General features: G+C 76.8%; 18 protein-coding genes and 1 rRNA gene. 15 read left to right on the forward strand and 4 right to left on the reverse strand.

The genetic code is table 11. The features are described 5' to 3' along the window. From rrf to ACFY07_RS26330, 3 genes are all read left to right on the forward strand, one after another. Positions 1-77: ribosomal RNA gene (gene rrf, locus ACFY07_RS26320) — 5S ribosomal RNA — on the forward strand; the annotation flags it as partial. Between the two features lie 358 nt (positions 78-435). After that, the gene (locus ACFY07_RS26325) at positions 436-1,596 is read left to right on the forward strand and encodes a hypothetical protein (protein WP_390872043.1); all 1,161 of its coding nucleotides are present in this window, start codon (positions 436-438) and stop codon (positions 1,594-1,596) included. Further along, the gene (locus ACFY07_RS26330; protein ID WP_390872044.1) at positions 1,563-2,546 is read left to right on the forward strand and encodes a tetratricopeptide repeat protein; all 984 of its coding nucleotides are present in this window, start codon (positions 1,563-1,565) and stop codon (positions 2,544-2,546) included. The genes ACFY07_RS26325 and ACFY07_RS26330 overlap by 34 nt, the downstream gene beginning before the upstream one ends. 103 nt (positions 2,547-2,649) lie before the next feature. Here ACFY07_RS26330 and ACFY07_RS26335 read toward each other — a convergent pair whose 3' ends face one another. Then, complete coding sequence (locus ACFY07_RS26335) at positions 2,650-4,050, reverse strand: DUF1015 family protein (protein WP_390872045.1); 1,401 nt, start codon at positions 4,048-4,050, stop codon at positions 2,650-2,652. Between the two features lie 88 nt (positions 4,051-4,138). Between ACFY07_RS26335 and ACFY07_RS26340 the strand changes: the two genes are divergently transcribed. Both ACFY07_RS26340 and ACFY07_RS26345 read left to right on the forward strand, forming a co-directional pair. After that, complete coding sequence (locus tag ACFY07_RS26340; protein ID WP_390872046.1) at positions 4,139-4,762, forward strand: tetratricopeptide repeat protein; 624 nt, start codon at positions 4,139-4,141, stop codon at positions 4,760-4,762. Further along, entirely contained in the window at positions 4,759-5,859 is a 1,101-nt protein-coding gene (locus tag ACFY07_RS26345; protein WP_390872047.1) for an HAD-IIA family hydrolase, read from the forward strand. The genes ACFY07_RS26340 and ACFY07_RS26345 overlap by 4 nt, the downstream gene beginning before the upstream one ends. A 74-nt stretch (positions 5,860-5,933) precedes the next feature. Here the strand turns inward: ACFY07_RS26345 and ACFY07_RS26350 are convergent, their stop codons facing one another. Then, a complete protein-coding gene (locus ACFY07_RS26350; protein WP_230654442.1) occupies positions 5,934-6,281 on the reverse strand; it encodes a sterol-binding protein in 348 nt (115 codons plus the stop codon). A 280-nt stretch (positions 6,282-6,561) separates the two neighbouring features. On the opposite strand from ACFY07_RS26350, the gene ACFY07_RS26355 reads away from it, so the two are divergent. The 4 genes from ACFY07_RS26355 (at position 6,562) to ACFY07_RS26370 (ending at position 9,768) form a co-directional block, all read left to right on the forward strand. Further along, positions 6,562-7,572: a hypothetical protein gene (locus ACFY07_RS26355; RefSeq protein ID WP_390872048.1), complete on the forward strand. Its 1,011-nt coding sequence runs from the start codon at positions 6,562-6,564 to the stop codon at positions 7,570-7,572. Then, on the forward strand, positions 7,565-7,921 hold the full coding sequence (locus ACFY07_RS26360; RefSeq protein ID WP_390872049.1) for a hypothetical protein: 357 nt from the start codon (positions 7,565-7,567) through the stop codon (positions 7,919-7,921). The genes ACFY07_RS26355 and ACFY07_RS26360 overlap by 8 nt, the downstream gene beginning before the upstream one ends. 21 nt (positions 7,922-7,942) lie before the next feature. Continuing rightward, positions 7,943-8,749, forward strand: a complete 807-nt coding sequence (locus tag ACFY07_RS26365; protein ID WP_390872070.1) for a TlyA family RNA methyltransferase — start codon at positions 7,943-7,945, stop codon at positions 8,747-8,749. Between the two features lie 116 nt (positions 8,750-8,865). Then, the gene (locus tag ACFY07_RS26370) at positions 8,866-9,768 is read left to right on the forward strand and encodes an NAD kinase (RefSeq protein WP_230654437.1); all 903 of its coding nucleotides are present in this window, start codon (positions 8,866-8,868) and stop codon (positions 9,766-9,768) included. Positions 9,769-9,880: 112 nt separating this feature from the next. Here ACFY07_RS26370 and ACFY07_RS26375 read toward each other — a convergent pair whose 3' ends face one another. After that, entirely contained in the window at positions 9,881-10,162 is a 282-nt protein-coding gene (locus ACFY07_RS26375) for a hypothetical protein (RefSeq protein WP_390872050.1), read from the reverse strand. Between the two features lie 219 nt (positions 10,163-10,381). Here ACFY07_RS26375 and recN point away from each other — a divergent pair, with 219 nt between their 5' ends. From recN to ACFY07_RS26395, 4 genes are all read left to right on the forward strand, one after another. Beyond that, the gene (gene recN / locus ACFY07_RS26380; RefSeq protein ID WP_390872071.1) at positions 10,382-12,166 is read left to right on the forward strand and encodes a DNA repair protein RecN; all 1,785 of its coding nucleotides are present in this window, start codon (positions 10,382-10,384) and stop codon (positions 12,164-12,166) included. Positions 12,167-12,297: 131 nt separating this feature from the next. Continuing rightward, positions 12,298-13,164 carry a hypothetical protein gene (locus tag ACFY07_RS26385; RefSeq protein ID WP_390872051.1) on the forward strand — a complete coding sequence of 289 codons (867 nt, stop codon included), beginning with the start codon at positions 12,298-12,300 and terminating at the stop codon, positions 13,162-13,164. A gap of 196 nt (positions 13,165-13,360) precedes the next feature. Further along, positions 13,361-14,527, forward strand: coding sequence for a glycosyltransferase family 4 protein (locus ACFY07_RS26390; RefSeq protein WP_390872052.1), 1,167 nt, complete (start codon positions 13,361-13,363; stop codon positions 14,525-14,527). A gap of 226 nt (positions 14,528-14,753) precedes the next feature. Beyond that, a complete protein-coding gene (locus ACFY07_RS26395; protein ID WP_390872053.1) occupies positions 14,754-15,464 on the forward strand; it encodes an acetoacetate decarboxylase family protein in 711 nt (236 codons plus the stop codon). An 86-nt stretch (positions 15,465-15,550) separates the two neighbouring features. Here the strand turns inward: ACFY07_RS26395 and ACFY07_RS26400 are convergent, their stop codons facing one another. Continuing rightward, the gene (locus tag ACFY07_RS26400; protein ID WP_390872072.1) at positions 15,551-17,476 is read right to left on the reverse strand and encodes a glycoside hydrolase family 15 protein; all 1,926 of its coding nucleotides are present in this window, start codon (positions 17,474-17,476) and stop codon (positions 15,551-15,553) included. A 582-nt stretch (positions 17,477-18,058) separates the two neighbouring features. On the opposite strand from ACFY07_RS26400, the gene ACFY07_RS26405 reads away from it, so the two are divergent. Both ACFY07_RS26405 and ACFY07_RS26410 read left to right on the forward strand, forming a co-directional pair. After that, entirely contained in the window at positions 18,059-19,720 is a 1,662-nt protein-coding gene (locus ACFY07_RS26405; protein ID WP_390872073.1) for a CTP synthase, read from the forward strand. A gap of 219 nt (positions 19,721-19,939) precedes the next feature. Continuing rightward, the gene (locus tag ACFY07_RS26410) at positions 19,940-20,584 is read left to right on the forward strand and encodes an NUDIX domain-containing protein (protein ID WP_390872054.1); all 645 of its coding nucleotides are present in this window, start codon (positions 19,940-19,942) and stop codon (positions 20,582-20,584) included. The last annotated feature ends 259 nt before the right edge of the window (positions 20,585-20,843 follow it).

Here is a 20,843-nt window from a genome sequence, read left to right on the forward strand (position 1 = left end):
CGAACCCGGAAGCTAAGCCTTACAGCGCCGATGGTACTGCAGGGGGGACCCTGTGGGAGAGTAGGACGCCGCCGAACAATCATTCAAAGCCGCGGGCCCAGCGATCTGCTGGGGCCGCGGCTTTTTGTTTGCCCGCCGACCGGTCGCCGTGGGAGCGCCGGCACGGTAGGCGGGCGCATGCAGGACAATGGAAAGCGGTGTGCAACCGCCGGCACCGCGCCGCACCGTGCAGCAGTCGCACGGTGGGGCAGAGCTAGAAGAACCTGAAGGAGCCAACCTCGATGTCGAACTCACCCCAGGACCGTCCGGAGCGCCGTTCGGGAGACGGGCCGCAGGGCCGGGGAGACGCCGAGCGTGGCGGCTCCCGAGGCGGCCGCAGCTTCGAGCCCCGTGCACGCGGCCAGTGGTCGGACGCCCGCGGAGGGAACCGCGGGCGTGACGACCGCGGTGGATCCTCCTACCGTCGCGACGACCGGCCCGGCGGTTACCAGGGGGACAACCGCGGTGGCGGTTTCCGCCGGGACGACCGTCCTGGTGGCTACCAGCGCGACGACCGTGACCGTGGCCCGCGTGAGGGCGGTTTCCGTCGTGACGACCGGCCCGGCGGTGGATTCCGTCGGGATGACCGTGACCGTGGCCCGCGTGAGGACCGTGGTCCGCGCGAGGGCGGCTTCCGTCGCGACGACCGGCCCGGCGGTGGTTTCCGCCGCGACGACCGGCCCGGTGGCTACCAGCGCGACGACCGTGACCGTGGCCCCCGTGAGGGTGGTTTCCGTCGTGAGGAGCGTCCGGGCGGTTTCCGTCGGGATGACCGTGACCGTGGCCCGCGTGAGGACCGTGGTCCGCGCGAGGGCGGCTTCCGTCGTGACGACCGGCCCGGCGGTGGTTTCCGCCGCGACGACCGGCCCGGCGGTGGTTTCCGCCGCGACGACCGGCCCGGCGGTGGTTTCCGCCGCGACGACCGGCCCGGTGGCTACCAGCGCGACGACCGTGACCGTGGCCCGCGTGAGGACCGTGGTCCGCGCGAGGGCGGCTTCCGCCGCGACGACCGTGACCGTGGCCCCCGTGAGGGTGGTTTCCGTCGTGAGGAGCGTCCGGGCGGTTTCCGCCGGGATGACCGTGACCGTGGCCCCCGTGAGGACCGTGGTCCGCGTGAGGGCGGTTTCCGCCGTGAGGAGCGGCCCGGCGGCTACCAGCGCGACGACCGTGACCGCGGCCCCCGTGAGGGCGGCTTCCGTCGCGACGACCGTGACCGTGGCCCGCGCGAGGGCGGTTTCCGCCGTGACGAGCGGCCCGGCGGCGGTTTCCGCCGCGAGGAGCGTCCCGGTGGGTTCCGCCGTGACGACCGCGACCGTGGCCCCCGTGAGGGCGGCTTCCGTCGTGACGACCGCGGTCCGCGTCGGGACGACCGGTTCGGCGGCGGGCGTGACCGGCGGGACGACCGTGGCGGACGCCCGTACGAGGGTCGTGGCGGCCGGTTCGAGGGGCGTGGCGAGTCGGACGACCGCCGGCCGAACTACGAGCCGGTCCGGCGTCTGCCGATCCCGGAGGACGTCACCGGCATGGAGATCGACGCCGACGTCCGCCAGGAGCTGAAGAGCCTCCCCAAGACCCTCGCGGACGACGTGGCCCGCAACCTGGTGATGGTGGCCCGCCTTCTGGACAGCGAGCCGGAGCAGGCCTACGACTACTCCCGGGTGGCCCTGCGGCTTGCTTCGCGCGTCGCCGCCGTCCGGGAGGCCGCAGGCTTCGCGTCCTACGTGACCGAGCGGTACTCCGAGGCGCTGACCGAGTTCCGGGCGGCGCGGCGGATGACCGGCCGTGCCGACCTGTGGCCGGTCATGGCCGACTGCGAGCGCGGCCTCGGCCGTCCGGAGCGGGCGCTGGCCATGGCCGGTGAGCCCGAGGTGAAGCAGCTGGACAAGGCGGGCCAGGTCGAGATGCGCCTGGTGGCGGCCGGTGCCCGCAGCGACATGGGGCAGTTCGACGCGGCCGTGGTGACCCTGCAGAGCCCCGAGCTCGCGTCCAGCTCGGTGCAGCCGTGGACGGCCCGGCTTCGGTACGCCTACGCCGAGGCGCTCATCGCCGCGGGGCGTGCCGACGAGGCCCGCGACTGGTTTTCCAAGGCCGCCGACGCGGACCAGGAGGGCGTGACCAACGCGGCCGAGCGGCTGGCCGAGATCGACGGCCTGGAGTTCGTCGACGCCCTCGACCCTGAGATGGACGAGGACGACGACGCGGTCGAGGGCGGCGCGGACGCCGCTCCTGTCGAGGGCGCCGTCGACGCCGAGGACGACCTGGACGAGGCTGACGACCTGGACGAGGCGGACGACTCCGAGGACGACGAGGACGACGAGGCAGAGGCCTCGGACGGTACGTCGGCCGACGAGGAGCCGGCGGACCGGGGCGCGTTCCTGAACAGCCCGTTCCGGGAGCCCGGCACCGACGCCGCTCCGGCCGAGGGCAAGGCCGAGGCCGGGGAGAAGGCAGGGGACGCGGCGGGCGAGCCCGCCGACCGCGGGCAGGACGACCCCGCCCAGGGCTGAACCCCGGTGTGCCCGCGCGTCCGTGACGCGGCGGCAGACAGGTGAAGGAGGCGCCCCGCCGGAGGATTCCGGCGGGGCGCCTCCCGTCGTACGTGACGGACCGTCAGCCCAGGTCCAGGCTTCGCAGGACCAGCCCGGTGGCCGGCTTGGGCCCGAAGGAGGTGGACTTGCGGGGCATGGTCACACCCTGCTCGGCGAGCCGCCGCACCACGCCCTCGTCCACCGGGTGCAGCAGGACCGCCGTGCCGCCGTTCCGTTCGGCCTCCCGTACGGCCGCGGCCTCGTCGTGCAGGTAGCCGACGGCCTCCGCGGTGTCCGGCACCCGCCAGACGCCGTCCAGCAGCACCGAGTGCAGCACGGTGGCGTCCAGCCGCCGCCACTCCTCGGGCCGGTCGGTCCGCACGGCCTGCTTCAGCGCGGCCTCCCCGGGGCCGCGCAGCAGCCGGTACCGCCCGTCCCCTGCCAGGACGAACGCGTTGGGGACCGGCTCCCCCGTCCCCCCGCCGCCGGCCTGCTTCGCGGCGGCCAGGGCGTCGAGGGCGTCCGGGAGGGAGGACCCGAGGTCGTCGACGCGCCAGCCCTCGCCCAGCAGCTCCAGGGCCCGGGCCGGAGGGAGGTGCCGCAGGACCCGGTGGATCGCCCGCACCCGCAGCGGGTAGCGGGCCGTGTCGACCAGCAGCACCATGCCGCGGTCCCACGGACTGTGCGCGAGGTGCCGGTGCTCCTGCTGCAGCCGCAGGTACATGGCCCAGCGGTGGTGGCCGTCGGCGATCAGCGCCCGGCAGGTGGCGAGGTCCGCCGCCACGGCGGCGTGCTCGGCGGCGCCGGTGACCGCCCACAGGCGGTGGCGGACGCCGTCGGAGGTGGTCGTGGTCAGCAGCGGCGGCCGCCGGGCGGCCTCCTCCACCACGCCCGCCGCGCCGCCCTTGCCCCGGTAGGTCAGCAGGAGCGGTTCGAGGTTGGCGCGGGTGGTGCGCATCAGGCCGACGCGGTCGGCGACGGGCCCGGGCATGACGTCCTCGTGCGGCAGGACCACGCCCGCCGAGGGAGGGCTGACGGCGAGGGCGCCGATCAGGCCCCGCTGGAGCAGGCCCTCGTCCGGTGCGCCGTCGGGGCCGGGGAGGCGCTGCTCGTACACATACAGGGCAGGGGTCTCGTCGGCGGCCAGGACGCCTTCCTGCCGCCACGCGGCCAGCAGCCGGGCCGCGTGCCGGTAGCGGGTGTCGACGCACCCGGGCTGCGGTCGGCCGGGGCCGGCCTCGGGCCGGGGCAGGATCAGCCGCACCACGTTGTGGGGGTCGGCCGTCTCCAGCCGCGCCAGCCGGTCCGGGTCGACCACGTCGTAGGGCGGCGAGGTGACGGCCGCCAGGCCGCCGACCCGGTCCGGTACGTAGCGCAGTCCGCGGAAGGGCGCCAGCGACAGTCCCGCAGCGGCGACGTGCCCGGGATCGCCGGGGCCGCCCTGGTGAGAAGCTGCTGCACCGTGTGCACTGAGAGCCTCCATTGTGGGCATGTTAACCGGGTACGTCCGGCCGGGTGATCACGGCTCCCGGCCCGGCGGCTGCGGAGGGCGACCGGGAAGGGGCGCGGACATGACCACCGGACGGGAGCGGGCACAGGACCGGGACGCCGTGGACGGCGCCGGCACCGGGGGCGGAGGCGGCGCGGACGGCCCGGACGGCGCGGGCGCTGCGGACGGCGCGGATCCCGGGGGCGCCCCCGGCGGAGGGGACGGTGCGGACGACCCCCGGGAGCACGTGTACGAGTGGTTCCGGCGCGGCAGCCTGCTGCTGGCGCAGGGCAGTGCGGCCGCCGCCGAGCAGTTGCTGGCGCGGGCGGCGGCCGCCGAGCCCGGGTCGCGCTCCATCCGGGAGACCCTGGCGAGGGCCCAGTTCGACGCCGGGTCGTACGCTGCTGCCCTGGAGAACTTCCGGGCGGTGGCCCTGGCCGACCCCTCGGACGACTACGCGCAGTTCGGCTGGGGGCTGGCGGCGGCGCGGACGGGCGACTTCGAGGTGTCCGCCGAGCACCTGGCGCTGGCCGTCGCCATGCGCCCCACGTCCGACCACTACCGTGCGGCGCTGAGGCAGACGCGTGCGACGCTGCGCGCCCGCGCCGGGGCCTTCGGTCCCGTGCCGCCGCACCTGCGCGGCCCGGGACCGCAGCTCCCGGAACCCGACGGCACCCGCAGCGACCGACAGGAAGAGCAGGAATGACGCACACGGCAGCCGGCAGCACCGGCGGAAGCGACGGCGGGACGGCCCCCGGGGCCGGACAGGACGCCGCACCGGCACCGCGCACCGCCCCCGCAGCGAGCGCCCGGCCGCTCGCCGAGGAGTACGACACCGCCCTCCTCGACCTCGACGGGGTGGTCTACGCGGGCCCGCACGCGGTCGACCACGCCGTCGAGGCGCTGGAGGCGGCCCGCCGGGCGGGCATGCGCCTCGCATACGTCACCAACAACGCCTCCCGGCCGCCGCAGGCCGTCGCCGACCACCTCACTGAGCTGGGCGTGCCCGCCGAGGCGTCGGAGGTGGTCACCTCGGCGCAGGCGGCGGCCCGGCTCGTGGCGGAGAAGGTGCCGGCGGGCTCCGCGGTGCTGGTGGTCGGCGGCCGGGGCCTGGAGGAGGCACTGGAGGAGCGCGGACTGCGGCCGGTGCGTTCGCTGGACGACGGCCCGGCCGCGGTGGTGCAGGGCTACGACCCGTCGGTGGGCTGGCAGCACCTCGCCGAGGCCGCGTACGCGGTGGCGCGCGGCCTGCCGTGGGTGGCCTCCAACACCGACCTCACCATCCCCACCGCACGCGGCACCGCGCCCGGCAACGGCACGCTCGTGGCGGCGGTCCGCACCGCGACGGGCGCCGAGCCGGAGGTGGCGGGCAAGCCGCTGCCGCCCATGCACCGCGAGACCGTGATCCGCACCGGCGCCGAGCGGCCGCTGGTGGTCGGCGACCGCCTGGACACCGACATCGAGGGCGCCGCCAACGGCGGCGTCGACAGCCTGCTCGTCCTCACCGGGGTCACCACGGCGGCGCAGCTGCTCGCCGCGCCGCCCGTGCACCGGCCCACGTACGTCGCCGCCGACCTGCGGGCGCTGCTGACGGCGCAGCCCGAGGTGTCGTCCGAAGCCGGCGGCGCGTACCGCTGCGGGGGCTGGACGGCCTCGGTGGGCGGGGACGGCCGGCTCCGGCTGGACGGCGGCGGCGACCCGTACGACGGGTTGCGGGCGCTCTGCGCGGCTGCGTGGACCGCCGCGGACGGCGGCGCGGACGCCCCGGACGGACGCAAGGCGCTGGCCGACCTGGGGCTGTGACCCGTACGGACCTGCCGGGCGGGACCGTTCCGCGGACGGCCGCGGACGGTCTGCGGGGCCGCCCGGCAGGGGCGTCAGATCAGTGACCGCAGCCGCAGCAGGTCGCGCAGCCCCGCCTCCAGCCGGACCCTGCCGTGCGCCCAGGCGGAGGCGAAGTGGAGCTGTCCCGCGACGAGCGCGACCAGGTCGTCGCTGGCCATCGCGAGCCGGATCTGGGCCTTCTCGGCGGGCGGCCCGGGGGTCTCGACGACGTCCTGGATGCGGCCGTCGCGCAGGTGGCCGGAGAACGTGACGTCCAGGTCGGTGACCCAGCAGGTGAGCGAGCGGTCCACCGCGGCGGCGCTGCGGACGTCGCCCTGGGAGCGCGCGAGGTTCTCGCTGAGCCGGGTCAGTGCCGTGCGGCACTCCTCGGAGGTCGCCATGGGTGTCCGCTCCCCTCGTGCGTTGCTGCTCGTGCGTTGCTGCGGGTCGTCCGCCGCCGGTGGTCCGGGTGCGCCCGCCGTCCGGCCTGTCCGTTGTTCGGGCTCCCGGTGACGGTACCCCAGGGTGCGGACGCGTCCGGCGACGCGGCGGGCCCGCTCGCCGGGCCGCCGCGGGACGCCGGGAGGCGGTAGCGTCGTCAGGGGGCGTCCCGGCGATCACGGGCGCCCCGGCGCCGACCGGGTGGGCCGGGGCGGGCGTGACGGAAGCGAGGAGGACCTGATGCGCGACACGCTGCGCGGCTGGGTGCAGTCCGCCGCAGGCATCGCCGAGGAGGCGGGCAGGCGGACGGTGCACACGGCCAAGGACCTGCTGGACCGTACGGGGGTGGACGTCGACGGCCTGCGGCACACGCTGGCCGACCAGGTCCCCGCCTCCGCGCGGTCCCTGCAGTCGCTCGCCGGGGACGCGGCCGCGGCCGGCCGTGAGGGTCGGGACGCGCTGACCGGCTTCGCCCGCACCGAGGCCGAGCGCGCCTGGCACGTCGTCGGCTGGATCGGCGACCAGGCCGTCAAGGTCGGCGTGGTGCTGGAACTGCTGGAGCGCAAGCTGAGGGAGGTGGAGAAGGGCGGCGGGAAGCCGCAGGAGACGCCCCCTCAGCCCAGGGCGGGGAAGCTGTTCGCCGACTGGCACGAGGAGACGGCTGAGGAGCGGTCGACCAGGCCGGAGCGGATCCCGGTCGTGGAGGAGCCCGTACCGGCCCCCGCGCGCAAGGCCCCGGCACGGAAGGCCCCGACGCCGCGGAGGACCGCTGCGGCCGGCGGGACGGCCGCCGCGGAGAAGGCCACGGCCAAGGCCGCTGCGAAGAGGACCGCCGCGGGGACCGCCGCGAAGAAGGCGACGGCGGCACAGGTGGCCGCGACGGCGACGGTCGCCGCGGCGAAGGCGCCCGCCGGGCGGAGCACCGCCGCCGCGAAGAAGGCCACGGCGGCGAAGAAGAGCACGCCCGTGAAGCGGACCGCTCCCGCCGGGACCTCGGCCGCCGAGGCGTTGGAGCAGGTCGCCGCCGCCTCCGCGGGGAAGCCGGCCGCGACCGGGGCCGCCGCGAAGAAGGCGACGGCGGCGAGGAAGGCCACCGCGAGGAAGGCGGCCACGAAGACGACCACCGCGAAGACGACCACCGCGAAGACGGCTGCGGCACCTGCGGCGAAGAAGGCGGCGGCGAAGAAGACGGCGGCGGCCGGGACGGCCGCGGCGAAGAAGACCGCGGCCCGGAAGGCCGCCGATGGCTGAGCCCGCCCCCGAGCCCGCCCCCGAGCCCGCGCCTGAGCCCGCCTCCGGGTCGGGCCTCGCCGGGCCCCTCGGCGGCTCTGGAGCGCCTCCCGCCGGGCCCGTCACCGCCGCCGCGGTCCCGCCCGGGCCCCGTCCCGGCGGCGGGCCCTGGGCGCCGTCGGAGGAGCCGCTGGGCCTCGCCGTGGAGGAGACCGGCCACGCCGCGGTGGACGCCGCCCTGGCCCGCCTGGAGGCCGCGGACGGGACCCCTGCCGACGCCCACGTCCCCCTGTACGAGGATGTCCACCAGCGGCTGCGGGACACCTTGGCCGCCCTGGACAACCGACCCGGCCCCGTCCCGGGGCCCTAGGAGCTGAAGCAACCCGTGGCAGTGGCACGACGCCGACTCGACGCGGAACTCGTCCGCCGCAGGCTGGCCCGCTCGCGTGAGCACGCGAGCGAGCTGATCGCGGCCGGCCGGGTGACCGTCGGCGGCACCACCGCGACCAAGCCGGCCACCCAGGTGGAGACGTCGGCGGCCGTCGTGGTGGCGAAGGACGAGAACGACCCGGACTACGTCTCGCGCGGCGGCCACAAGCTGGCCGGCGCGCTGTCGGCGTTCGGCCCGCGGGGCCTGACCGTCGAGGGACGCCGCTGCCTGGACGCGGGCGCCTCCACCGGCGGCTTCACCGACGTGCTGCTGCGCGCCGGGGCCGGGCACGTGCTGGCGGTGGACGTCGGCTACGGGCAGCTGGCCTGGTCGCTGCAGAGCGACGGGCGGGTCACCGTCATGGACCGCACGAACGTCCGCGAGCTGACCTTGGAGCGGATCGGCGGCGAGCCGGTGGACGTGGTCGTCGGCGACCTGTCGTTCATCCCGCTGGGGCTGGTGCTGCCCGCGCTGGCCTCCTGCTGCGCGCCCGACGCCGACCTGGTCCTCATGGTCAAGCCCCAGTTCGAGGTCGGCCGGGAGCGGCTCGGCAGCGGCGGCGTGGTCCGCAGCCCGGCGCTGCGGGCCGAGGCGGTGCGGCAGGTCGCCGCCCAGGGCTGGGAGCTGGGCCTCGGGGTGCTCGGGGTCGCGGCGAGCCCGCTGCCGGGGCCGTCGGGCAACGTCGAGTACTTCCTCTGGTTCCGGCGGGGCGCGCCCCCGCTCGATCCGGCCGAAGCGGACCGCGCCGTGGACGAAGGGCCCCGGTAGGGTGCGGTCCACGTCCCCGCAGCACCAAGGGCGCGGCCGCACCGAGGACGCGGTCCACCGCTGACAGGAGGGGACGCCACCCGGCCACGGACGCCCGGGCAGGCGTAGGAGAGGGCATGAGTGACTTGCGAACGGTCTTCCTGATCGCGCACACCGGCCGTGCGGCCGCGCTGCGCAGCGTCGAGCACCTGGTTCACGGCCTGCTGAAGGCCGGCATCGGGATCAGAGTGCTGGCCGCGGAGGCCGAGGACATGGACCTGCCCGCAGGGGTGGAGACCGTGGCGGCGGCGCCGGGGGCGGTGGGCGGCTGCGAGCTGATCCTGGTGGCCGGCGGGGACGGCACCCTGCTGCGCGGCGCCGAGCTGTCCCGGCAGACGGGCGTCCCGATGCTGGGCGTCAACCTGGGCCGGGTCGGCTTCCTCGCCGAGGCGGAGCGCGACGACCTGGCGAAGGTCGTGCAGCGCGTCGTCGACGCGGACTACGAGGTCGAGGAGCGGATGACGATCGACGTCCTCGTTCGCGCCGACGGCCGGGTCATCCACCGCGACTGGGCACTCAACGAGGCGTCGGTGGAGAAGGCGTCGCGGGAGCGGATGCTGGAGGTCGTGACCGAGGTGGACGGCCGCCCGGTGTCCACCTTCGGCTGCGACGGCGTGGTCTGCGCGACGCCCACCGGCTCGACGGCGTACGCGTTCTCCGCGGGCGGGCCGGTGGTGTGGCCGGAGGTCGAGGCGCTGCTCATGGTGCCGATCAGCGCCCACGCGCTCTTCGCCAAGCCGCTGGTGACGTCGCCGCACTCGGTGCTGGCGGTGGAGGTGCTGCCGAAGACGCCGCACGGTGTGCTCTGGTGCGACGGGCGGCGGTCGGTGGAGCTGCCCGCGGGGGCCCGGGTGGAGGTGCGGCGCGGCCGCATCCCGGTCCGGCTGGCGCGGCTGCACCGGGCGCCGTTCACGGACCGGCTGGTGGCGAAGTTCGCGCTGCCGGTCACGGGCTGGCGGGGCGCTCCGCACGCCGGCTGAGCCCCGGGCGCAGGGCCGGGCAGGTCCCGGCCTGCCGCCCGGCACGGGCCTGCCGACCGGCAGGGGCCCGGCGCGGTGCGTGCCGGGCCCGTGCCGTACGGGGTGCGCGGGGTCACTCCCGGCCCGGACCGGCCCCGGAGTCCGCTCCGGGCCTGTCCGGTCCGGCGGGCGGCAGGCCCTGCGAGGCGGCGAGGAGCTCCATCCGGGCCCGGAGCAGTTCCACCACGTCCGCCCGCCGGCCGTGGCCCTCCTCGTGCGCGAGCAGCTCCCGCAGCTGCTCCAGGGTGAGGGACCTGATGCGGTTGCGCAGGTCGGAGGCCGGCAGCCGGTCGAAGTCCGGCACCAGCCCTCCGTCCGAGGGGCCCTGACCCGCCGGTCGCGTCCAGTCGGTCATGGCGGCACTCCTCTCCGCCGGTGCCGCCGGGACGGGCCCGGCCGCCCCGGGGATCCGGCGGCTCCGGGCCGCGGTCGCCCCGCGGCACGTCCTGCCTGCCGGGTACCGCGTCCGGCTCCCGGAAAACCCGACCGGATCGAAGGAACCCTCCGCCACGGCGCGGGTGCTCGTCGCACTCGGGCCCTCGAACCTCGTAAGGTCGTGTCCGTGTTGGAGGAGATGCGGATACAGGCGCTGGGCGTGATCGACGACGCTGTCGTCGAGCTGTCGCCCGGGTTCACCGCGGTGACGGGCGAGACCGGCGCGGGCAAGACGATGGTGGTCACCAGCCTGGGACTGCTGCTCGGAGGCCGCGCGGACCCCGCGCTGGTCCGCACCGGGGCCGGGCGGGCCGTCGTCGAGGGCCGGATCAGCCTCGACGCGGCGTCCCCCGCGGCCGTCCGCGCCGCCGAGGCGGGGGCCGAGCTGGACGAGGGCGCGCTGCTGGTCAGCCGCACCGTCTCCGCCGAGGGGCGCTCGCGGGCGCACGTCGGCGGCCGGTCGGTCCCGGTGGGCCTGCTCGCCGAGCTCGGCGAGGACCTCATCGCCGTCCACGGCCAGACCGACCAGCAGCGGCTGCTCAAGCCGTCCCGGCAGCGGGGCGCCCTCGACCGGTACGCGGGCGCCGCCGTCGCCAAGCCGCTGGAGCGGTACCAGCAGGCCTTCCGGCGGCTCCGGGAGGTCGCGGCGACGCTGGAGGAGCTGACCACGCGGGCCCGGGAGCGGGCCCAGGAGGCGGACCTCCTGCGCTTCGGCCTGGAGGAGGTCGCCGCCGCCGAGCCGCTGCCGGGCGAGGACGCCGAGCTCGCCGCCGAGGCCGAGCGCCTCGGCCACGCCGACGCCCTGTCCTCGTCCGCGACGCTCGCCCACGGCGCGCTGGCCGGCGACCCCGCCGAGCCCGACTCGGTGGACGCGGGCACGCTGGTCGCCCAGGCCAGGCGCGCCCTGGACGCCGTACGGGCGCACGACCCGCGGCTCGCCGCGCTCGCCGACCGCCTCGACGAGGTGGGCTACCTGCTCGCCGACGTCGCCGCCGACCTGGCCGGCTACGCCGACGGGCTGGACGCCGACCCGGTGCGGCTGGCGGCCGTGGAGGAGCGCCGGTCGGTCCTCTCCCACCTGGTCCGCAAGTACGGCGCCCCCGAACCGGGCGCCGCCGGCGACGCCGCGCAGGGGTCCGGCACCACCGCGGTGCTGCGCTGGGCCGAGGACGCCGCGGCCCGGCTGGCGGAGCTGGAGGGCGACGACGACCGCATCGGGGAGCTGGCGGCCGAGCGGGAGGCGCTGCGCGCCGAGCTGTCCGCGCTCGCCGCCGAGGTGTCCGCCGCCCGGCACGCCGCCGCGGGCCGGTTCGCCGAGGCGGTCACCGCCGAGCTGACCGAGCTGGCCATGCCGCACGCCCGGGTGACCTTCGCCATCGGGCAGACCGACGCCGACGCCGGGGACGGCCTGGAGGTCGGCGGCCGCACCGTCGCCTACGGCCCGCACGGCGTCGACGAGGTCGAGGTGCTGCTCGCCCCGCACCCGGGCGCGCCGCCCCGGCCGATCGCCAAGGGCGCCTCGGGCGGCGAGCTGTCCCGGGTGATGCTCGCCGTGGAGGTGGTCTTCGCCGGGGCCGACCCGGTGCCCACGTACCTCTTCGACGAGGTCGACGCGGGCGTCGGCGGCAAGGCGGCGGTGGAGATCGGCCGCCGGCTGGCGAAGCTCGCGGAGAGCGCGCAGGTCGTGGTGGTCACCCACCTGCCGCAGGTGGCGGCCTTCGCCGACCGGCACCTGGTGGTGGAGAAGACCAGCGACGGCACCGTCACCCGTTCGGGGGTCAAGACGCTGGACGACGCCGAGCGGGTCCGCGAGCTCTCGCGCATGCTGGCCGGACTGGAGGACTCCGAGCTCGGCCGCGCCCACGCCGAGGAGCTGCTTGCGGCCGCCCGCGCCCCCCGGCGCCCGGACCGGGCCGCCTCCTGACGGCCGGGGCCCGCCCCACCCGGCCGGGGCGGGCCACCCCGGGACGGACCGGTACGGGACGCGCCGGCACACCACGGGCCGGTACGGGACGCGCCGGCACACCACGGGCCGGTACGGGACGAGGAGGAGCCGTGGCGGGACGGACCGGGCGCGCGGGACGGCACGGGGACGAGGGCGGCGGCCGCGGGCGGCTGCTCGTGCTCCTCGCCGCGGCCGGCGCAGCCAGGGCGGTGTACGCGGCCCTGGACCGGGTGCCGCCCGGTGAGCCCGCCCTGTGGGAGCGCCGCAACGGCCGCGGCCGCGTCGTCACCCTCTACCAGGGCCCCGCCGTCGCCGTCGCGGCGGCCACGGCCGTCGCCGCCGCCCCCCAGCTGCCGCCGCCGGTCCGCGCCGCCGCCGCACTGGCCGCCGTGGCCGGGGCCGGGGCCGGCGTCGCCGACGACATGGCGGGCGGGACGGAGCGCGGCCTGCGCGCCCACCTGGCGGCGCTGCGGCGCGGCCGGGTCACCGGCGGCGCCGTGCGGCTCGCCGGCGTCGGCGCGGCCGGCCTCGCCGCCGGCTGCCTCCTGCACCGCAACACCCCGGACCGGCTGCTGGCCGCCGCGGTCGTCGCCGGCACGGCCGGCGCGGCGGACCTGCTCGACGCGCGCCCCGGCCGCGCCGCCAAGGCGGTCGTGGCCGCCGGGCTGCCCACGGTGCTGCGCGGCGGCCCCGGGGCCGCGGCCGCCGCCGCCCCGGTGGGCGCCGCCGCCGCGCTGCTCCCCGACGACCTCGGCGAGCGGACCACGCCCGGCACGGGCGGCGCGCTCGCCCTGGGCGCGGCCCTCGGCACGGCGTGGGCCGCCGGGTCCGGGCGGACCGGGCTGGCGGTACGCGCGGCGGCCCTGCTGGCCCTCCACGCCGCGGCCGGGCGGGGCCTGTACGGGGAGGGGTGGTGGGCGCGGCAGCCGCTGCGCACCCTGGACCGGGCGGGACGGGCCGCACGGCCCTCCTCCTGACGGACCGGCAGGTCCCCCCGGACCGGCCGTCCGCCCCCCTCCGGCGACCCCCGGCCGCCGGAGGCGTCATCCGGCCCCGCAGCCCCTGTACTCTGCGGTGCACACCTGCGGTGCCGGGCGCCGGCCCGGGCCGCGGACCGGCCGTCCCCTCGCGCCGGGAGAGCTCGGCGGACCAGATCGACTCGGAGCGAACCACGTGGACGACACCTCTGCCCGGGGGGCGGCCCCCGCCCCCGAGCCGGGCCAGCTGCACACGGTGCTCGTCGTCGCCGCCAGCACCGGCGGCGTCGGCGCCCACGTGCGCTCCCTCGCCCAGGGGCTCGTCGCGCACGGCCTCAAGGTGACCGTGTGCGGCCCGGCCGCCACCGACCCCCTGTTCGGCTTCTCCGAGACCGGCGCCCGCTTCCACCCGGTGGAGATCACCCCCAGCTCCGGTCCGCGCAGCGACGCGGCCGCCATCGGAGAGCTGCGCCGGGCCTTCACCGGCGCCGGGGTGGTCCACGCCCACGGGCTCCGCGCCGGACTCCTCTCCGACCTGGCCCTGCGGACCGCCGGCCGGGTGCCCGGCATGCGGCCGCAGACCCCGCTCGTCGTCACCGTGCACCACGCCCTGCTCGGCACCGGCATGGAGCGGCGGCTGATGCGCCTGATGGAGCGGCGGGTGGCGCGCGCCGCCGACCTGCTGCTGGGCGCCTCCTCCGACCTGGTCGCCCGCGCCCGGGAACTGGGCGCCGGCGACGCCCGCCTGGGGCCGGTGGCGGCGCCGCCGCTGCCCGCCCCGACCCTGGACCGGGCCGCGGCCCGCGCGGCGCTGCCCGGAGCGGACGGCGACCGCCCGGTGGTGCTCGCGGTCGGCCGGCTGGCCCCGCAGAAGGGCTTCGACCTGCTGCTGGACGCCTCGCGGGAGTTCACCGGCCCCGGCCCGCGGCCGCTGGTCCTCATCGCGGGGGAGGGGCCGGAGGGCGCCGCGCTCCGCGACCGCGCCGAGGCCGAGGGCCTGCCGGTGCGGCTGCTCGGCCACCGCACCGACGTGCCGGACCTGCTGGCCGCCGCCGACGTCGTGGTGATCAGCAGCTGCTGGGAGGCGCGCCCGCTGGTGGCGCAGGAGGCGCTGCGCGCCGGGGTGCCGCTGGTGGCCACCGCCGTGGGCGGGCTGCCGGAGCTGGTCGGCGATGCGGCGGTGCTGGTGCCCCACGGGGACCCGCGTGCGCTGGGCCGGGCCGTCGCGGACCTGCTCGCGGACGCGCCGCGCCGTGCCCTGCTGGCGGAGCAGGGCAGGGCCCAGTCCGAGACGTGGCCGGACGAGGCGGCCACCGTCGCCCAGGTGCTCTCCGTCTACGACGAGCTGGTCCAGCGGGCCTGACGCCCCGCCCGCGGCCCCCGTCCGCGGGCCCGCAGGCCCTGCCCCTCCGGTACGGCCCGGACGGCCCCGGACGGCCCCGGACGGCCCCGGGAGGCAGGCTCCCGGCCGGTCGGCGCGGATCCGCCCGGGCCTCCCGGATCCGCCCGGCTGGCGCCCCGGCCCCGCCGCGCCGAGACTGTCGGGTACGGCCGCGCCCGTGCCGACCGGGCGTGCCGCGAGGAGGACGATGGCCGGGGACGCCGGCGGGGAGCGCACGTTCCCCGGGGTTAGGGTGCTGGTGGGGACGTACGAGGCCGACGGCGAGCTCGTGGAGCCTCTGCTGCCCGCCGGCGTCGAGCCGTGGGACGACCCGGTGCGCTGCGCGGTGTGGGGCCTGGACTTCCCCTTCCCCGGCCCGCCCTACCGGCTGGCCGCGGTGGCGGTGCGCGTGCGCTTCGCCGACGAGCTGCACCACTTCTTCCCGGTGGCCTACTGCAGCCGGTCGGAGGAGCCGGAGGCCGGGCTGGTGGGCGCCGCCGGGCCGCGCCGGCGGGCCGACATCGGGATGTCGGCCGCCGCCGGGCAGCGCATCCTCACCGTGGGCGGCGCCGACGGCGGACGGCTGATCACCGTGACCGCCACCCCGGACCGCCCGGCGTCGGTGGACGCGTTCGCCGGGCCGCCGCTGCTCCAGGTGCGCGGGGACCCGGACATCCCGCACCGGGGCCCGGCCGGCCCGTACCGGCTGGTGCGGACCGACCTGGTGATCGACGGCACGGCCCTGGAGGCCGGGCCGGGCCTGGTGACCATGGACACGTTCTCCGAGCTGGACCCGCTCTTCGCCCTGGAGCCGGTCCGCATGCGGGACTGCTTCTGGGGCACCGTCGAGCTGCGCTCGGCCCGCGAGCGGACGGTGCACCGCGCGACGGGCGGCGGGCAGCGCCCCCGCCCCCGGTGAGCCCGCCCCCGGTGAGCCCGCCCCCGGCGGGGCGCGACCCGCCGGGCCCCGCCCGGGGGCCGCTCGCGCCCGGTCCGGCGGGGGCTTCAGCGCTCCTGGTAGGCGCCGCTGGCGTTCAGCCGCAGGGCGGTGTCGATCAGCGGCACGTGGCTGAAGGCCTGCGGGAAGTTGCCGACCTGGCGCTTGCGCTGCGGGTCCCACTCCTCGGCGAGCAGGCCGACGTCGTTGCGCAGCGCCAGCAGTTTCTCGAACAGCTCCCGCGCCTCGCCGACCCGGCCGATCATGGCCAGGTCGTCCGCCAGCCAGAAGGAGCAGGCCAGGAAGGCACCCTCGTCGCCGGGCAGGCCGTCCACGTTGCGGCCGTCGGTGCCGTGGGTGGGGTAGCGCAGCACGAAGCCGTCCTCGGTGAGCAGCTCCCGCTGGATCGCCTCGATGGTGCCGATCACCCGCTTGTCGTCCGGCGGCAGGAAGCCGACCTGCGGGATGAGCAGCAGCGACGCGTCCAGCTCCCGCCCGCCGTAGTACTGGGTGAAGGTGTTGCGCTCCGCGTCGTAGCCCTTCTCGCACACGTCGCGGTGGATGGAGTCGCGCAGCTCGCGCCAGCGCTCGATCGGCCCGTCGGTGGGCGTGCCCTCCAGCAGCTTGATGGTGCGGTCGACGGCCACCCAGGCCATCACCTTGGAGTGCACGAAGTGGCGGCGGGGGCCGCGGACCTCCCAGATGCCCTCGTCGGGCTCGGTCCAGTGCTTCTCCAGGTAGCCGATGAGCTTGAGCTGCAGCATGTGGGCGTGGTCGCTGCGGGCCAGGCCGGTCATGTGCGCCAGGTGCAGCGCCTCGACGACCTCGCCGTACACGTCGAGCTGGAGCTGGTCGGCGGCGCCGTTGCCGGTGCGGACGGGGGCGGAGCCCTCGTAGCCGGGCAGCCAGTCGAGCTCCATCTCGCCGAGCTCGCGCTCGCCGGCGATGCCGTACATGATCTGCAGGTTCTCCGGGTCGCCGGCCACCGCGCGCAGCAGCCACTCGCGCCAGGCGCGGGCCTCCTCGCGGTAGCCGGTGCGCAGCAGCGAGGAGAGGGTGATGGCGGCGTCCCGCAGCCAGGTGTAGCGGTAGTCCCAGTTGCGGACGCCGCCGATGTCCTCGGGCAGCGAGGTGGTGGGGGCCGCGACGATGCCGCCGGTGGGGGCGTAGGTGAGCGCCTTGAGGGTGATCAGGGAGCGGACCACCGGCTCGCGGTAGGCGCCCGCGAAGGTGCACTGGGCGACCCAGCCGCGCCAGAACTCCTCGGTGGCCTCCAGCGCCGCCTCCGGGTCCGGCCGGTCGGGGGCGGGCAGGTGGGAGGCCTGCCAGGTGAGGGCGAAGGCGACGCGCTCGCCCTCGCCGACGGTGAAGTCCGAGTAGGTGGTGAGGTTGCGCCCGTAGCTCTCCGCCTCCCCGTCGAGCCAGACCGAGTCGGGCCCGGCGACGGCGACGGTGCGGTACGAGCCGTCGGGCTCGTCGATCCGGTGCACCCAGGGCACCACCCGGCCGTAGGAGAAGCGCATCCGCAGCGCGGAGCGCATCCGCACCCGGCCGGAGAGGCCCTCCACGATGCGGATCATCTGCGGCACGCCGCCGCCCTCGGTGAGGTGGCGCGGCGGCATGAAGTCGATCACGCGGACGCCGCCGTGCGGCGTGTCCCACTCCTGCTCCAGGATCAGGGAGTCGCCCCGGTAGCGGCGGCGGTCGGCGGGGACGGCCGGGGCGTGCGCGGTCACCGGGATGCGCAGTTCCCCGGTGGACTCGAACTCGCTGAACTCGGCGGGCTCCATCCGGGGGAGGGCGGCGGGCGCGGGGGCCTCGTCGGCCGGTCCGATCCGCCAGAAGCCGTGCTCGTCGGTGCCGAGCAGCCCCGCGAAGACGGCGGGGGAGTCGAATCGGGGCAGGCAGAGCCAGTCCACAGCCCCGTCCCTGCTGACGAGGGCGGCGGTCTGCATGTCCCCGATGAGTGCGTAGTCCTCGATACGGCCGGCCACGTGGATCTCCAGTTCGCGATGGTGCACGGCATCGTCCGGCGGTGTGGTCATGGTGGGGGGCCGTCGCTCGGCGATCGCTGGAGCTTCCCTCGTACGCAGGCGGCGCCCGGGGTGGCCGTGGAAGCCTCGGCGGCTCCGGATGTGTGGGGCGGGTGGTGGACGGCGGCAGGGGGCGTCGACCGCCCCCCTGCGACCGACGGCCCTGATGTCGGCGATGCGTCCGTGCAGAATACGACGGATGGGGCGGCTGTGGAGACCTCGGGCCGCCGCGGCGGGCGCGATCACCCGCGATCGTGTGAAAAGTAGCCCGACCGGAGGGTGCGCGACCACCCCTGCGGGCCATGCGGAACTGATCCTTCCGGGCCTCCCCCGGAACCGCCCGGACCCCCGCCGGAGCACGCACCCGCCCGGGCACTGATACCCTGGTACCCCGTGGACTGGTGGGATTCACCGCACGGTACCCGCCCTCCCGACGCCCCCCGCGGCCCTCCTGCCGTCGGCGGACCGTCGCGGCGCGGCAGCCGGGCCCCCCTCCACAGGCGTCAGCCACGACCTGCGACCCACGGGAGCCCCCTCTTGGCACTGCCCCACTCCGGCAAGACCCAGACGACCAAGCACCTCTTCGTCACCGGAGGTGTGGCCTCCTCCCTGGGCAAGGGGCTCACCGCCTCCAGCCTCGGCGCCCTCCTCAAGGCGCGGGGCCTCCGGGTCACCATGCAGAAGCTCGACCCGTACCTCAACGTGGACCCGGGCACCATGAACCCGTTCCAGCACGGTGAGGTCTTCGTCACCGACGACGGCGCCGAGACCGACCTGGACATCGGCCACTACGAGCGGTTCCTGGACACCGACCTCCACGGCTCCGCCAACGTCACCACCGGCCAGGTCTACTCCACGGTGATCGCCAAGGAGCGGCGCGGCGAGTACCTGGGCGACACCGTCCAGGTCATCCCGCACATCACCAACGAGATCAAGTCCCGCATCCGCCGCATGGCCACCGACGACGTCGACGTGGTCATCACCGAGGTCGGCGGCACCGTCGGCGACATCGAGTCGCTGCCGTTCCTGGAGGCCGTCCGCCAGGTCCGCCACGAGGTCGGCCGGGACAACGTCTTCTTCGTGCACGTCTCGCTGCTCCCGTACATCGGCCCCTCCGGCGAGCTGAAGACCAAGCCCACCCAGCACTCCGTCGCGGCCCTGCGCAACATCGGCATCCAGCCCGACGCCATCGTGCTGCGCGCCGACCGCCAGGTCCCGCAGGCCATCAAGCGCAAGATCAGCCTGATGTGCGACGTGGACGAGGAGGCGGTGATCGCCTGCCCCGACGCGCCGTCGATCTACGACATCCCCAAGGTCGTGCACAGCGAGGGCCTGGACGCCTACGTGGTGCGCCGCCTCGACCTGCCCTTCCGCGACGTCGACTGGACCGAGTGGGACGACCTCCTGCGCCGCGTCCACCAGCCCGCGCACCAGGTCAGGGTCGCGCTGGTCGGCAAGTACATCGACCTGCCCGACGCGTACCTGTCGGTCACCGAGGCGCTGCGCGCCGGCGGCTTCGGCAACAACGCCCGCGTCCAGATCAAGTGGGTCACCTCCGACGACTGCCGCACCCCCGAGGGCGCCCGCGAGCAGCTCGGCGACGTCGACGCGATCTGCATCCCCGGCGGCTTCGGCGAGCGCGGCGTGGACGGCAAGGTCTCCGCCATCACCTACGCCCGCGAGAACGGCGTGCCGCTGCTCGGCCTCTGCCTGGGCCTGCAGTGCGTGGTCATCGAGGCCGCCCGCAGCCTCGCCGGCCTCGACGGGGCCAACTCCACCGAGTTCGAGCCCGCCGCGCAGCACCCGGTCGTCTCCACCATGGCCGAGCAGCTCGACATCGTGGAGGGCAAGGGCGACCTGGGCGGCACCATGCGGCTCGGCCTGTACCCGGCCAGGCTCGCGGAGGGCTCCATCGTCCGCGAGGTCTACGGCGGAGAGCAGTACGTCGAGGAGCGGCACCGCCACCGCTACGAGGTCAACAACTCCTACCGCGCCGAGCTGGAGAAGGCCGGTCTGGTCTTCTCCGGGCTCTCGCCCAAGGGCGACCTCGTGGAGTACGTCGAGTACCCGCGCGACGTGCACCCCTACCTGGTGGCCACCCAGGCCCACCCGGAGCTGAAGTCCCGGCCGACCCGCCCGCACCCGCTCTTCGCGGGCCTGGTCGCCGCAGCCATCACCCGGCAGCAGGAGCAGGCCGGGACGTAGCCGCACCGGCGGCCGCACGGGCCGCACCACGCCGCGACGGCGGCCGCACGATCTTGTGCGGCCGCCGTCGCGCTAGGTTGGACCCCGGGCCCCGAGCCCCGGACCTCTGGTCCCGGACAGCGGCCCCCGGACAGCGGCCCCCGGACGGCGGCCCCCGGACGGCGGCCGGGCGGGACCCGGCCGCCGGGCCCGAGCGACGACTGGAGAGGTGCAGAGCCCATGACAGGCAGCGCAGCCGACATCCGCGACCTGGCCGAGGAGTGGCCGGTCCTCTCCTCCGAGACGCCCTTCCGGGGCGCGGTCACCGGCGTGCGGACCGACCGGCTGCGGATGCCCGACGGCTCCACCGCCGGCCGCGACTACCAGCTGCACCCCGGCTCGGTCGCCGTCCTCGCCCTCGACGCCGAGGAGCGCGTCCTGCTGATCCGCCAGTACCGGCATCCGGTGCGCCAGCGCATGTGGGAGATCCCGGCCGGCCTCCTCGACGTGCCCGGCGAGAACCCCCTGCACGCCGCGCAGCGCGAGCTGTACGAGGAGGCCCACTGCAAGGCCGACGACTGGCGGGTGCTGGTCGACTTCTACACCACGCCCGGCGGCTCCGACGAGGCCCTGCGGATCTTCCTCGCCCGCGGCCTCGGCGACGCCGAGGGCGAGCGGCACGCCGGGGAGGGCGAGGAGGCGGAGATCGAGACCGCCCGCGTGCCGCTGGCGGACCTGGTCGCCGGGATCCTCGCGGGGCACCTCCACAGCCCGTCGCTGGTCACCGGCGTGCTCGCGGCCCACGCCGCGCTGCGCGGCGGCGGGGCCGGCGCGCTGCGGCCGGCGGACGCGCCGTGGCCGGCCCGGCCGTTCCCGGCGGCCTGACCCTGGTGCCGCCCTCCGGCCTGCGGGCGGCCTGCGCGTCGGCCTGCCGCCGGTCCGCCGCCGGTCCGCGGTCCGCCGGACGGTGTGCGGTCGGCCGGTGCGGGACCGTCCGGCGCGGCGCTGCCCGGTGCGGGGCCGTCCGCTGCGGGTCCCGCGCCGTCCCGGCCCCTCCTTCCGGGTGATCCGTAGGCTGGTACGACCGGAGGGTGACGGGGCGTGCGGCCACGGTGAACTACCCTTCCGGACGAGGGGTGCGCAG

This window comes from Streptomyces sp. NPDC001380 (assembly GCF_042895785.1).
In the GTDB taxonomy this organism is placed as follows: Bacteria; Actinomycetota; Actinomycetes; order Streptomycetales; family Streptomycetaceae; genus Peterkaempfera.

Excerpts from the sequence above, each read along its gene's own strand:
- ACFY07_RS26410 (WP_390872054.1), top strand. The coding sequence starts at position 19,940 with ATGACAGGCAGCGCAGCCGACATCCGCGACCTGGCCGAGGAGTGGCCG.
- ACFY07_RS26360 (WP_390872049.1), top strand. The coding sequence starts at position 7,565 with ATGGCTGAGCCCGCCCCCGAGCCCGCCCCCGAGCCCGCGCCTGAGCCC.
- ACFY07_RS26375 (WP_390872050.1), bottom strand. The coding sequence starts at position 10,162 with ATGACCGACTGGACGCGACCGGCGGGTCAGGGCCCCTCGGACGGAGGG.
- ACFY07_RS26395 (WP_390872053.1), top strand. The coding sequence starts at position 14,754 with ATGGCCGGGGACGCCGGCGGGGAGCGCACGTTCCCCGGGGTTAGGGTG.
- ACFY07_RS26340 (WP_390872046.1), top strand. The coding sequence starts at position 4,139 with ATGACCACCGGACGGGAGCGGGCACAGGACCGGGACGCCGTGGACGGC.
- ACFY07_RS26370 (WP_230654437.1), top strand. The coding sequence starts at position 8,866 with ATGAGTGACTTGCGAACGGTCTTCCTGATCGCGCACACCGGCCGTGCG.
- ACFY07_RS26345 (WP_390872047.1), top strand. The coding sequence starts at position 4,759 with ATGACGCACACGGCAGCCGGCAGCACCGGCGGAAGCGACGGCGGGACG.
- recN (WP_390872071.1), top strand. The coding sequence starts at position 10,382 with ATGCGGATACAGGCGCTGGGCGTGATCGACGACGCTGTCGTCGAGCTG.
- ACFY07_RS26355 (WP_390872048.1), top strand. The coding sequence starts at position 6,562 with ATGCGCGACACGCTGCGCGGCTGGGTGCAGTCCGCCGCAGGCATCGCC.
- ACFY07_RS26350 (WP_230654442.1), bottom strand. The coding sequence starts at position 6,281 with ATGGCGACCTCCGAGGAGTGCCGCACGGCACTGACCCGGCTCAGCGAG.
- ACFY07_RS26335 (WP_390872045.1), bottom strand. The coding sequence starts at position 4,050 with ATGGAGGCTCTCAGTGCACACGGTGCAGCAGCTTCTCACCAGGGCGGC.
- ACFY07_RS26330 (WP_390872044.1), top strand. The coding sequence starts at position 1,563 with ATGGAGATCGACGCCGACGTCCGCCAGGAGCTGAAGAGCCTCCCCAAG.